The 12795-nt window shown below is 72.9% G+C and carries 9 protein-coding genes; 4 read left to right on the top strand and 5 right to left on the bottom strand.

Annotation, left to right across the window (positions count from 1 at the left end; all coding sequences use genetic code 11):
• Window positions 1–56: 56 nt before the first annotated feature.
• Window positions 57–971, bottom strand: coding sequence for a GlxA family transcriptional regulator (locus tag ACIQ9E_RS25710; protein WP_403710818.1), 915 nt, complete (start codon window positions 969–971; stop codon window positions 57–59).
• A gap of 7 nt (window positions 972–978) precedes the next feature.
• On the bottom strand, window positions 979–1581 hold the full coding sequence (locus tag ACIQ9E_RS25705) for a cysteine hydrolase family protein (RefSeq protein ID WP_403710816.1): 603 nt from the start codon (window positions 1579–1581) through the stop codon (window positions 979–981).
• Between the two features lie 257 nt (window positions 1582–1838).
• Between ACIQ9E_RS25705 and ACIQ9E_RS25700 the strand changes: the two genes are divergently transcribed.
• The 3 genes from ACIQ9E_RS25700 to ACIQ9E_RS25690 all read left to right on the top strand — a co-directional run bounded on the left by ACIQ9E_RS25700 (window position 1839) and on the right by ACIQ9E_RS25690 (window position 5556).
• On the top strand, window positions 1839–1994 hold the full coding sequence (locus tag ACIQ9E_RS25700; protein ID WP_403710814.1) for a DUF6131 family protein: 156 nt from the start codon (window positions 1839–1841) through the stop codon (window positions 1992–1994).
• Between the two features lie 533 nt (window positions 1995–2527).
• Window positions 2528–3811 carry a phosphatase PAP2 family protein gene (locus tag ACIQ9E_RS25695; protein WP_403710812.1) on the top strand — a complete coding sequence of 428 codons (1284 nt, stop codon included), beginning with the start codon at window positions 2528–2530 and terminating at the stop codon, window positions 3809–3811.
• A gap of 368 nt (window positions 3812–4179) precedes the next feature.
• Entirely contained in the window at window positions 4180–5556 is a 1377-nt protein-coding gene (locus ACIQ9E_RS25690) for a phosphoribosyltransferase family protein (protein ID WP_403710810.1), read from the top strand.
• 22 nt (window positions 5557–5578) lie between these two features.
• Here ACIQ9E_RS25690 and ACIQ9E_RS25685 read toward each other — a convergent pair whose 3' ends face one another.
• Together ACIQ9E_RS25685 and ACIQ9E_RS25680 are read right to left on the bottom strand one after the other, a co-directional pair.
• Window positions 5579–6784 carry an amidohydrolase gene (locus ACIQ9E_RS25685; RefSeq protein ID WP_403710808.1) on the bottom strand — a complete coding sequence of 402 codons (1206 nt, stop codon included), beginning with the start codon at window positions 6782–6784 and terminating at the stop codon, window positions 5579–5581.
• A 61-nt stretch (window positions 6785–6845) separates the two neighbouring features.
• Window positions 6846–7610 (bottom strand): GntR family transcriptional regulator, encoded by a 765-nt coding sequence (locus ACIQ9E_RS25680; protein WP_403710806.1) that lies wholly within the window; start codon window positions 7608–7610, stop codon window positions 6846–6848.
• Between the two features lie 307 nt (window positions 7611–7917).
• On the opposite strand from ACIQ9E_RS25680, the gene ACIQ9E_RS25675 reads away from it, so the two are divergent.
• A complete protein-coding gene (locus ACIQ9E_RS25675; protein ID WP_403710804.1) occupies window positions 7918–9423 on the top strand; it encodes an APC family permease in 1506 nt (501 codons plus the stop codon).
• An 82-nt stretch (window positions 9424–9505) separates the two neighbouring features.
• Here ACIQ9E_RS25675 and ACIQ9E_RS25670 read toward each other — a convergent pair whose 3' ends face one another.
• Window positions 9506–12715, bottom strand: coding sequence for a cytochrome P450 (locus ACIQ9E_RS25670; protein WP_403710802.1), 3210 nt, complete (start codon window positions 12713–12715; stop codon window positions 9506–9508).
• Window positions 12716–12795 lie beyond the last annotated feature (80 nt).

The following is a 12795-nucleotide window of genomic DNA, read 5'->3' as shown; positions in this document are numbered from 1 at the left end:
TGGGCCCCGGCAGGGGGAGGACGGGCCGTGCTCCCCCTCCGTACCCGCTTCCCTGCTCATCTCGCCTCGCGTGCCCGCAGCCGGCGCAGCATGCGCGGATCCTCGAAGCCGACGGCACGGGCCGCGGCGTCGACCGTCGCGCCGTGGCCGATCAGGTATTCGGCGCGTTCCAGCCGGAGGGTCTGCTGGTAGCGGAGCGGGGTGAGACCGCCGGTGGCGCGGGTGAAGAGGCGGGTGAGGGTGCGTTCGCTGACGCCGACCGCCGTCGCCAGGGCGGGCAGCGGCAGGGGCCGGTCGAAGCGGGCGTCGAGGAGGTCCTGGGCGCGGTGCACGGTGTCGTCGAGGTGGGACCGATAGCGGAGCATGGCGCTGGCCTGGGGCTCGCCGCCGTTGCGCCGGGCATAGACGACCATGTCCTGGGCCACGTGGGCGGCGGCGGTGGGGCCGTGCCGCCCGGCGAGGAGATGGAGGGCGAGATCGATGCCGCTCGCCACGCCCGCCGAGGTGACCACGCGGTCGTCGGTGGTGAAGAGGGTGTCGCGGACGACGGTCGCCTTCGGGTAGCGGCGGGCGAGTTCGTCCTGCACCTCGTGGTGGGTGGTGCAGCGCCGGCCGTCGAGCAGCCCGGCCCGGCCCAGCAGGTCGGCCCCGGCGCAGACACCGGCCACGGTGCCGCCCCGGGCATGGTGGTCCCGCAGCAGCCGCAGGGTGTCCGGGCCGACGGCGGGGCTCGCGGCCAGGGTGCGGCACCGCCAGCCGGGCACCACGATCAGATCGCCGGGGCCGAGTTCGGGCGGGTCGAGCCGGGCCGTCAGCGGCAGGCCCTGGGCGGTGGGCACCGTCGGCTGTTCGGCGATGTAGCTCAGTTCGTAGGGGTGCCCGGACTCGGCGGCCGTGGAGAAGACCTGGGCGGGGCCCGCCAGGTCCAGCAGATGGAGTCCGGGCACCAGAAGGAAGACGATATGGCTCACGATCCGGTCATCGTGCCCCTTGGAGGGCCGCCTCTTCCAGTTCCGCGACGGTGGCGATGGTCGCGAAGCGTCCGGCGAGTGCGTACTCGGTCCGCCGGATGACCTCGTCGGCGCTCAGGGTGCGGGGGTCGGCGAGCAGCTCGTCGACGCCGAGGTCCGCGGGGGCGTCCCGGTGGGCGACGGGGTTGGTGGCGGTGGCGTCGACGGCGAAGACGACCCGGTAGCCGAGGTCGCTCGCGACCCGGGCGGTGGTCTCCACGCACTGTTCGGTGCGGATACCGCAGACGGTGATCTCCCGGACGCCGTGCCCGGTGAGGAGCTGCTGGAGGTTGGTGGTGGTGAAGGCGTTGTGCGAGGTCTTGTGGATCAGGGGCTCCTCGTCCCGGCGCTCCAGTTCGGCCATCAGCCGGACGTGACCGCTCGCCGGGTCGAAGACGTCGCCGCTGCCGGGCTCCGAGTGCAGCACCCATACGACCAGGTCTCCGGCCGTCCGGGCGAGCCGCACCAGCCGGTTCACCCGGTCCGCGATTTTCGGATCGGAGATGGTCCTCCACAGCGGTCGGGCGCGGAAGGATTCCTGGACATCGATGACGATCAGTGCACGGGTCATGCCGTTCAGCCTGGCCGTTCCCGCCGCGGCGGGGACAGGCCCCATCGGGTCCGGGTGCGGACCGATCCGGTCAGGGGCCGGTACAGCCGCTCCCGGGGCTCCCGGCCCGTCCCGTTCCGGCCCGGGTCCCGCCGGTGCCGGGCCCCCGGGGGGTTCGCGTGTCCGGCGGCCCGCCGGAGCCCTCTCCCCGCGGTGTGCGGCCCCCTCACCCGTTCGGGTCTATCGTTGTCTTGAGGGGGACACCACAAGGAGCGACCATGATCATTCTGGGGCTCATTCTGCTGATCATCGGCCTGATCATCGGGCTGCACGTCCTCTGGACCATCGGCATCGTGCTCATCGCCATCGGCATCGTGCTCTGGGTGCTCGGCGCCCTCGGGCACGAGGTGGGCGGCCGTCGGCACTACTGGTAGCGGACCCCTTGGCGGCGTACTCGACGGGCGCCCCGCGCCCGCCGTACCGGATCCCTGTGTCCATCCCGGGTGGACGCAGGGATCCGGACATTCCGGAGGGCGGTGAGGTCCGCACCTCTGTCCGGGCGTCCCGGATGCCCGTACCGTACGTCTGCCCACGGCCCCGTCCCCGGTGACCTCGCCCGCCCCTCGGCGGGCGGCTCCCGGATGCGGGTTCCGGCGTGCGCGCCCGCCCCGCCGGGAGGGCCCGGCCCCGGCTTTCCGCCGCCGGGCCGCCCGCGCCGGAACCGATGGTGTCGAGAACCACTCTTGACCAGCGGAACGCACTCCAGTACTTCGATAACATGATCGACCTTACAAAGGTCGCCCTGTTCACCCGTTCGCCATCGGAAAGCATGCCTATTCGGAGCGAAAGGTGACCTGTTCCGTCAAAATCGAACAAATCGGCTAGAGACTTGATACGAATAACCTCTCAGGCGTCTTCACGAGCAGAAGACGGAAACGGGTCCCGCCCGTGGCGCAGGCCACGGGCGGTGCTGTGGACCGCGGTGGCGGTGGTGGCCCTCGGCTTCCTCGTCGCACTGGAGATCGCCGCGCGGAACTTCGGCGCGCCGGGACCGATCACCACCCAGGCGCGCGAGGCGGTCTTCGCCCCCGCCTCGGGACCGCTGCTCTACGCCAGCATGGCGCTGATGATGGTGGTCCTCACCTGGCGGCAGCGGTTCATCGCGTTCGCAATCGCGGTCGGCATCGACATCGTCTTCGCTCTGGTGCGGTGGCCGCTCGGTGCCGACCAGGGGTCCGGCAATGGCGCGCTGTGGGTGATCCTGGGCGTCGCTGCCTTCGCGCTCCTGCGCCGTACCGGACCGGAGCGGATCCTGCTGCTGAAGGGCGTCGGCCTGGGCCTGCTGCTGGTGGCCGGGAGGAAGACCGGTGACGCCTGGCTGCTGATCACCTTCAAGACCCGCCCCGAGGTGCTCGACCAGTATCTGGTCGTCGCCGACCAGGCCCTGGGCAGCCCGTCCTGGGTGGTCGGCCGGATGGTCGAGGCCACCGGATCCGTCGGCGCGGGCTTCCTCGACTGGGTCTACGTCCAGCTCGCGGTCGCCGCGGTCGTCGCCGCCCTGTACCAGCTCCGCAACGTGGCCACCGAGCGCCGTTTCCCGACCCACCATCTGGTGCGCACCTTCCTGGTCGTCGGCCTGCTCGGCCCCGGTATCTACATGATCTTTCCGGTGGTCGGCCCGGTCTACGCCTTCGGGGCGGACGGCGGATCCTGGGCCCTGGCCAGTGTCTGGCCGGACGCGCAGCCGTCGATCACCACCCCGCAGTGGATGCCGTTCGACGAGATCACCCCGCGCAACTGCATGCCCAGCCTGCACACCGCCTGGGCCACGGTGATCTACATCCATACCCGGAACAGCCCGCGCCTGCTGCGGTACGCCGGTACGTTCTGGCTGATCTTCACGCTCGCCGCGACGCTGGGATTCGGCTACCACTACGGCCTCGACCTCGTCGCCGGAGTGGTGTTCACCCTCACCATCGAGGCCGGACTGCGCGGCTTCGACCGCGGCTGGGACCGGTCGGCGACCCTGTTCGTCGGATACGGTGCGGCGGTCTTCGTCGCGTTCCTGGTCTCCTACCGGTTCCTGTCGATGCCGATGGCCGACTACCCGTGGCTGTCCGGACCGCTGCTCATCCTGGCGATGGTCTCCGTGATCCATGCCTACGTTCGCACCACGCGGCGGTGGGCGGTGCCGGCCGCCGAGCCGGTGGAGCAGAAGGCCGAACGGGCACCGGAACCCGAACTGGTCTGAGCCGGGGCGCCGTGTGCCCCCGGTCCGGCGGATGTGCCGGACCGGGGGCACACTTCTCTGTGCGGATGCGGTCCACCGCCGGCCGGTGCGGTGTGCCGCGGATCGGGGGAAGGGTCCGCCGGTCAGGCGGTGGGCGCCGCCGGCCTGCCGGTCGGACCCGGACCTCCTACCCGCCTGTCCGTACCGGCTCCCCCGGTTCGGCCGGACCGCGTCCGCTGCCCGCCCGCTCTTCTGCGCTGTGCGCAGCACGCCTGGCACCGGCCCCGTCTCGCGAGTCACACTGATCACAGAGCGGTCTCCGGGCCCGCGGCGCGAGCCGCTCCGGCCGCCTCCGCCGCTGGTCCCCGACGGTACGAAGGAGCGGGACCATGACCGATCACCGTACGTACCCCGACGACTACCCCGACCGCCCCCCTGGCCGCTCCCCCGACCACTACACGAACCGCCGGGACGCCGGGCGGCGCCTCGCGCAGCGACTGGGCCGGTTCGCCGGACGCCCGCCGGTGGTCCTCGGGCTGCCCCGCGGCGGTGTCCCCGTCGCCGCCGAGGTCGCCGAGGCGCTCCGGGCACCGCTGGACGTCTGCCTCGTACGGAAGCTCGGCGTCCCCTTCCAGCCGGAGCTGGGCATGGGGGCCGTGGGGGAGGACGGCGTCCGGGTCGTCAACGACCAGGTGGTCCGCAGCGGCGGGGTCAGCGACGACGAACTGGCGGCGGTCGAGGCGTACGAACGCTCCGTACTGGAGCGGCGGGCCCGGCTCTACCGCGGCGAACGGGCCCCCGAGCCGCTCACCGGGCGCACGGTCGTCGTGGTCGACGACGGGGTGGCCACCGGATCCACGGCCCGGGCCGCTTGCCGGATCGTCCGGGCCAGGGGTGCGGCCCGGCTGGTGCTCGCCGTCCCCGTCGCGCCCGCGCACTGGACGGAGTTGCTCGGGGACGAGGCGGACGAACTGGTCTGTCCGCTCACCCCGCCGGGCTTCAGCGCGGTCGGTCAGTTCTACACCGACTTCGCCCAGACCGAGGACGCCGAAGTCGTCGACTGCCTGGCCCGCGCCGCACACCGGATCCGGGCCGAGGCAGCGGAGGCGGCGGACGGTGCGGGCACCGAGGTGGTGATCCCGTCCGGAGCGGGAGAGCCGGCCGGTGTTCTCACGGTGCCGCCCGGCGCGACGGGCATCGTCCTCTTCGCCCATGGCAGCGGCAGCAGTCGGCACAGCCCCCGCAACCGCCGCGTGGCCGCCGGGCTGAACGCGGCCGGAATCGGCACCCTGCTGTTCGATCTCCTCACCGAGGCGGAAGCCGTCGACCGGGGCAATGTCTTCGACACCCCCCTGCTGGCCGGGCGGCTCACCGACGCCACCCGCCGGCTCACCGGTACCCCCGGGCATCCCGGGGGTACCGGGCTGCCCTTCGGTTACTTCGGTGCCAGCACCGGGGCGGCGGCCGCGCTGTGGGCCGCGGCCGAACCGGGCAACCGCTGTGCCGCCGTCGTCTCCCGCGGCGGCCGCCCCGATCTCGCCGCGGACCGGCTCCACGCCGTGACGGCTCCCACCCTGTTCGTCGTGGGCAGCGCGGATCCGTGGGTGCTGGAGGCGAACCGCCGGGCCCGCGCCCGGCTCCGTACCGCAAGCGAACTGCTGGTCGTCGACGGCGCCGGACACCTCTTCGAGGAGCCGGGCGCCCTGGAGCAGGTCACCGACGCGGCCGCCCGCTGGTTCACCACCCACTTCACGGCCGCCGGCTGACCGGGCGCGTCCGCCGCCGGAATCAGCTCACCAGCTCGCCGTCCCGGGCGATCACCCGGCCGCCGCGGACCACCAGCCGGGGCACCGGCCGGTCCACCACGGCCTCGGGCACCGAACCGGCAGCCACCAGGACGAAGTCGGCCGGATCCCCGACCGCGAGCCGGGACGGTTCCAGACCGAGGAGCGCGGCACCGCCCTGGGCCACCACGTCGTAGCAGGCGGTGAGTTCGGCGTCGGTACGGGCGTCGGTACGGTACGCGAGCAGATGCGCGCGGTTGACCATATTTCCGTCGCCGAAGGGCGACCAGGCGTCGCGTACCCCGTCCGAACCCGCGGCGACCAGCACCCCGTATCCGGTGAGCGGACCCGTCGGCAGGACCGGATCGGCGCCCAGGGCGCAGGTCGTGAGGGCGACCCCGGCCCCGGCGAGCAGCCGGGCCGTGGCGGCCAGTTCCTCCGCGGCAAGATCCGCGACGCAGAACGCGTGGCTGACCGTCACCCGTCCCTCCAGGCCCGCGTCGACCGTCCGCCGGGCGATCTCCGTGAGCTGGCGCACCCCGTCGGGGTTGCCGTCGTGGAGGTGGATGTCGAGGGGGACGTTCTCCCGTACGGCGGTGCCGAAGAGGAAGCCGAGCTGCCCGTCCAGATCTCCGTCGACCCCGAGCGGATCGAGGCCGCCGAGGATGTCCGCCCCCTCGGACAGCGCCCGGACCAGCAGCTCCGTGGTGCCGGGCGCGCTGATCAGACCGAGCTGGGGAAAGGCGACGATCTGCACGCCGAGGAGGTCCTTGCGGGCGTCGGCTGCCTCGCGCACCCCGTGCACCGCGGACAGCCCGTACACCGGGGCGACGTCGACATGGGCGCGCATGGCCCGGGTGCCGTGGGCGACGGCGTGGTCCATCAGGGCACCCGCGCGCTCCGCTGCCGTGCCCGGGATCCGGGAGCGGGAGCGTACGTCCCCGTCGATCAGATCGCGCAGCGAGTGCGCCGGCTCCCGGGTCAGCCAGGGGCCGCCCCAGGTCGTCTTGTCGGGGTGGATATGCGCGTCCACCGGCGACGGCAGCGCCAGCGCACCACCGGCGTCGACGGTGACGCACCCCCCTGGCGGGCCCGCCGGGCCCGTCGGCGGATCCCAGGCGGCGATCCGTCCGCCGGCGGTCAGCAGATCGGCGGTCCGGCCGTCGGGGGTGCGGACGGAGGTGAACAGAACGGGGGTGTGCGGGGCCATGGGCCGGTGTACTCCTTCGGAGTTCATGGTGTGTCGGCGGACGGAGGGTCGAGGCCGGGCGTCAGTCGGCGGGCGCGTCGGTCTTCGCCGTCGCCGTCTCCGCCGTGGTCGCCGTCTCCGCCGTGGTCGTGGTCGTGGTCGCGGCGAGCAGGCGCAGCGCTGCCTCCCGCGTCCCCGAGACGTGCGCGCGGGCGATCCGCTCCGCAGCGGCCGGATCACCGTCGCGGATGGCCGCGTAGAGCCGCTCGTGCTCCCCGCACATCGCCGTGCCGTCCGCGGGCTCGGTGGTCAGGCTGAACAGCCTGCGGAGCCTGCCGTCCAGCGGAGCCATCAGGTCCAGCAGCAGCGGATTGCCCGCCATCACCACGATCTGCTGGTGGAAGTCGGCGTGGATGGAGACCAGTTCCCGGGTACGGCGGGCGGAGCCCGCAGCGCGCCGGGCGCGTTCGAGGAGCTTCTCCAGCGTCCGCAGTCCCTCGGCATCGGCCCGCGCGGCGGCCAGTGAAGCCGCCAGCGCCTCCAGCCGCTCCCGGATATCGAAGAAGTCCGCCGCCTCCGCCGGACCGAGCGGCGCGACGAACGCCCCCCGGCGGGCCCGGACGGTGACGAACCCCTCCGCCTCCAGCCGCTGGAGGGCTTCGCGTACGGGGATCCGGGAGACCCCCAGCTCGTCCGCCAGCTCCCGCTCCACGACCCGGTGCCCCGACGGGCACCGGCCGTCGATGATCCGCTCCCGCACCTCCAGATACACCTGGCCGCCCAGGGAGAGGTGGGCCCCGCCGATGGAGTCACGGGCGGGAAGGCCGGTGGTCCCGCTGCTGCTCATGGCTGGCTCCCTCGCCTCCGGGCCGGTGGTGGACCGGTCCCTTCCGGTGTTCTCGTCACATGATCATCGCAGACTCGGGAAAAGCTTCCGCGACCTCTTGATTGGTATTCGGTATACCAGATAACTTGAGCGCCGCGCTGGGTTCCAGCCGTGTGAGCTGCTCTTTTCCGCACTCTTGCCCGGCGGGCCCGGCGCGGTGACAGGGAATCGTCATCGCCTCACCCACCCCCCACCCACCCCGAAACCCGTACCGGGAGCCGTATCAGCGCCGCTCTTGACGGCCCGTCAGCACGTTGAGGAACCACCGATGAACCAACCGCCCACCGCTCTCGAACCGTCCCCGGGCGCCGCCGCTCCCGCCGCCGGCGCCACACCGCCCCCGCCGGGGACGGACGGTCTTGCCAAGGGCCGGATCGGCACCTCCGACCTGGTCTTCTTCGTGGTCGCCGCGGCGGCTCCGCTCACCGTGCTCGCCGGGGTCGCCCCCTTCGCCATCGGCATCGGCGGCCCGGCCACCCCGCTCGGCTATCTGGTCTCCGGCGTGCTGCTGGTCTTCTTCGCCGCCGGATTCACGGCGATGAGCCGCCATGTCCGCAACGCGGGGGCCTTCTACGCGTACGTAGCCCGCGGGCTGGGCCGCACCCTGGGCGTCGGCACCGCCTATCTCGCGACGCTCTCGTACAACCTCATTGCGCCCGGTGTGGCCGCCGGTTTCGGCTACTTCGCCTCGACGACCATCGAGGACCTCACCGGCGCCGAGGCGCCGTGGTGGCCGCTGGCCACGCTCTGTGTCCTCGGTGTGGGGGTGCTCGGCTGGCTGCGGGTGACGCTCAGCGCCAAGGTCCTGGGCGTCGCCCTGGTCCTGGAGGTGCTGGTGCTGCTGGTGATGGAGGTCGGGATCCTCGCCGACCGGGGCACCGAGGCCTTCGACACCACCTCCTTCGACCCCTCGGTGCTGGCGTCGTCCGCGGGAATGGCGGGAATGTTCGTCCTGGTCATCGGGGCGTTCACCGGTTTCGAGGCGACCGCGATCTACGCCGAGGAGGCGAGGGACCCGGCGCGTACCGTGCCCAGGGCGACCTTTGTCGCCATCGGCTTCCTCGCCCTGTTCTACGCCTTCAGCGTCTGGGTGCTGATGGGCGGATTCGGCACCGACGCCTCGGTCTCGATGGCCCGGACCGCCGACGGGCCCCAGCTCACGTTCACCGCCGCCGAGCAGTTCGTCGGCCGCTGGCTGGCCGACTCGATGCACGTCCTGATCGTGATCAGCGCCTTCGCGGCCACCCTCGCCTTCCACAACGCGGCGGCCCGCTACCTCTACGCCCTGGGCCGTGAGGGACTGCTGCCGCGACGGCTCGCCCGGGTGTCGCCCCAGCAGGGTTCCCCGGCTGCCGCGGTCGTCGTCCAGACGGTGTTCGGTCTGGTGATCGTGGTCGGCGGGGCGCTGATCGGCGCCGATCCGTACGGCGAGATCTTCCTCTGGTCGAACTCCACGGGCGTCCTCGGGATCATGGTGATGCAGGCTCTCGCCGCGCTGGCCGTGGTGTTCTTCTTCCGCCGCGACCGGCAGGGCATGTCGGTCTGGCGGGTCGTCGTCGCCCCGCTGGTGGCCTTCGCCGGGCTGGCCGTGCTCGCGGTCCTCGCCGTCGTCCACTTCGACCTGCTCACCGGCCGTACGGGGGCGGTCAATACGGCCCTGCTGGTGCCGCTGCCCGTGGTGCTGGCCGCCGGGATCGCGGTCGCGGTCCGGATCCGCCGCCGGGACCCGGAGCGCTTCGCCCGGCTGACCGAGGTCGACGTCGAACGCGACTGACACTGCGGCGGGAACGTACGGAGGGGCCGGTCATCGACCGGCAGAGTCACGGACCGGGCCCCTCCGTATCCGCCGTCCCGGCTCATCCCGCCCAGACGTCCTCCACGTACCGCCCCTCAGCCATCAGCGCGTCGAGCCATGCCCCGGCCTCCTCCGGGCCGTCGCCCGTGTGCTCGGCGCGAATGGTGCGCAGGGCCTCCCGGACGGCGGGCGCCATGGCCCGCCCGTCGCCGCAGACCCGTACATGGGCGCCCGCCGCGAGCAGAGACCACACCTCCGCGGACTCGCGGAGCAGCCGGTGCTGGACGTACCGGACACCGTGTTCGGGGGCCCGCGAGAACGCCGGGCGCAGGCTCACCGCCCCCGCCGACTCGGCGGCCTCCAGCTCGCCGCGGTGCAGATAGTCGACGTCCGGGTGGTCGCTGCCGAGATAGCAGAGCATCGGCGCCCGGTCCGGCGCGGGGGCGGCCGCGGCCCGGTCCGCGATCATTCCGCGGAAGGGCGCGGCACCGGTTCCGGCGGCGATCGCGATCACCGGCACGGACGGATCGGCGGGGAGCCGGAACGCCTCCCGGCAGGGCGAGACCCTGCCGTACAGGACGGCCCCGGGCTCCAGGGCGGCCGTGTACGCGGCGCCCGCGCCGAGGAAGCTGCCCTCGCCGTCGCGGTGCGGCACCGGATGGGCGGAGACCATCAGATCGGCCCGGCGGGGTGCGACGGCGGGGGAGGAGGAGACCGAGTAGTAGCGGGTCGGCGCCGCTTCCAGGACGTCCAGCAGTCCGGCCAGGCCGGGGCGGCACGAGGCGTGCCGGTCCAGCAGATCGGGGACGGTGTCGGTGCCGGGGACGTGCGCGGCGAGCGCCTGCCGCTCCGGCGGGCAGGGCGCGTGCGCGGCGAGGGCGGCGGCCTGCCGGGCGGTCGCGGGCCGGTCCAGGTCCACGAAGTGGGTGAGCAGCGTGCGTACCGTCATCGGCCGGTCCAGGGGCAGCGCGGTCCGGCCGCCGGTGCCCGCACCCGCGCTCAGGACGACCGTCCGCTCCGGGTGGAGGCCGAGCAGCTTCGCCGTCCGCTCGACGACGGCCTCCGGGTTGGCGAGCCGTACCAGCAGATGGTCGCCCGTGCGGTACTCCGTGCCCTCCGGCAGGTCCAGCGAGAGGAAGCGCTTCGAGCGGCCCAGCGGATGGGTGAGATCGGCGAGTTCACCGGTGCCGGCGACGGTCAGCGGGACCATGCCGTCGTGCGCGGGGATCTCCGGTTCCGCGGTGGGCGGCGCGTCCGTGACCGTATGGCGGGGGCCCGCGGGCGTGCTCTCCCCGGCCTCGCCCGCGGGGACCCCGTACCGCTCCAGCAGCACCGAGAAGACCCGGTCCTGCCAGGCGGCGACGGCCTCGGTCACATCGAGGGAGACGTCGACCGCGGCCCGGTCGGCCAGCGGTCGTGCCCCGGCCGCCCGCAGCTGCTCGTCGACGAGGGCCGGCACGCGCTGATAGGTCGCGGACCAGTTGCGGTCCCCGGCGCCGAGGACGGCGTACGGCAGTCCCGTCAGCCCCTCGGGACCGCCCTGCAACCAGTCCAGGAAGCGCACGGCGTCGTCGGTGGGCCGCCCGTTGTAGGAGGAGGTGACGATCAGCACGGGCCGCTCCGGGTCCAGCGCGTCCACGGCCTCGTCGAGCGGGGCGACGGCGGTCGTGAAGCCGTGGCGGGCGCCCCGGTCGGCGATATCGGCGGCCAGGCTCCGGGAGGTGCCCAGATTGGAGCCGTACAGTACGGTCAGCGTGGTCCCCGGGGCGCGCAGCTCCGGGAGCGCCCCGCCCCCGGCTGTCTGCTGCCGCGGTACGGAGACGGCCGCGGGCGCCGCCGCCCGTGACCGGTCCCCGGGCTCGCGCGGGACGGGGGTCAGGGTGAATCCGTCGGGCTTGAGGGTGAGGGTCTCCTTGACCCGCAGCGCGTAGTGGGCGTGGTCCAGCAGCTGGTAGCGGTGGACGATCAGCCCGAGCAGCAGGGTCGCCTCGTGGAGCGCGAACCGGCGGCCGATACAGGACCGTTCCCCGTTGCCGAAGGGCTTGTAGAGATGGCCGGGGCGCGCCTCTAGGGCCTCGGGCGAGAACCGGTCCGGGTCGAACAGTTCCGGATTGGCCCCCCAGCCCGGTTCGCGGTGCAGCATCGGCGTGAGGATCAGTATCGACTGCCCCTTCCGCACCGGGTGGCGGCCGCCGATCACGGTGTCCTCCAGCGGCTCCACGGCGAAACCGGGCGCGGTCGGCCACAGCCGCAGGCTCTCGTCGAGCACCTGCCGGAGGTACCGCAGCCTGCCCACGTCCTCGTACGAGGGGTCGGGGTCCGGGTCCGCGCCCCACAGGGCATCGGTCTCGGCCCGCGCGGCGGCCAGCACGGCCGGGTTCTTCAGCAGGTAGTAGAGGGCGAAGGAGAGCGCACCGCTGGTCGTCTCGTGTCCGGCGATCAGGAAGGTGAGCATCTGGTAGCGGATATTGGTGTCGTCCAGGCGCTCGCCGGTGTCCTGGTCCACGGCGTCCAGCATCAGCGCCAGCAGATCGTCCCCGGCCGGGGCGGTGCCGTCGGACGTCCGCGCCGCCGCGCGGCGGGACCGCACGATGTCGTCGGCGAGCCGGTTCATCAGCGCGACGTCCTTCCGCTGCCGCTTCTCGGCGCGGGCGTAGAGGAAGTCGAGGCCCGGGAGGAAGGCGGCCTTCCGCTGGGCGTGGTCCAGCGCCCGGACCATCGAGGCGATGAACGGATGCTCGTCGCGCCGGTCGAAACTGCCGAAGTCGTAGCCGAAGCCGCAGAGCCCGATGGTGTCCAGGGTCAGCCGGGTCATATCGTCGGCGACCGCGACCGGGCTGCCCGCGGCCGCGTCCCACTTGGCCAGCAGCCGCCGGGCCACCCGCGTCATGACCGGGTGGTACGACTTGAGCGCGTCGAACGCGAACGCGGGCAGCAGGATGTTGTGCGCCCGGCGCCAGTTCGGCTCCTCGTTGTAGGCGGTGAACAGTCCGTCGCCGGTGAACTCGCGGACGGCCTCCAGTTGCAGCACCGACTTGCGGAAACGGGTCTCGTCGCAGAGTTCGGCCACCAGGTCGGAGCCCGAGACGACCCAGGTGTCCTCGTTGAAGAAGCGCAGGTTGTAGAGCGGGCCCAGTTCGCGGGCCTCGCGCATCGCGTACTGGATGAACGTATCCGTCGGCACGTTGAGCGCATGTCCCACCAGGGGGATCCGGGCCCGCTCGGGCACGGTGGCGCCGGGTACGGCCGGACGGAGTGCGGTCGGATTCATCTGCCTGCCCCTCGGTGAGCTGCTCGGTCTTCCCGCATCACCATACGCATGACTTGGTCGACTGACAAAGTCGTTCGACT

Source organism: Streptomyces sp. NPDC094448 (assembly GCF_044763775.1).
GTDB lineage: Bacteria > Actinomycetota > Actinomycetes > Streptomycetales > Streptomycetaceae > Streptomyces.
Note: the sequence above shows the minus strand (reverse complement) of the source record. Positions and strands in the feature narration are given on the sequence as shown.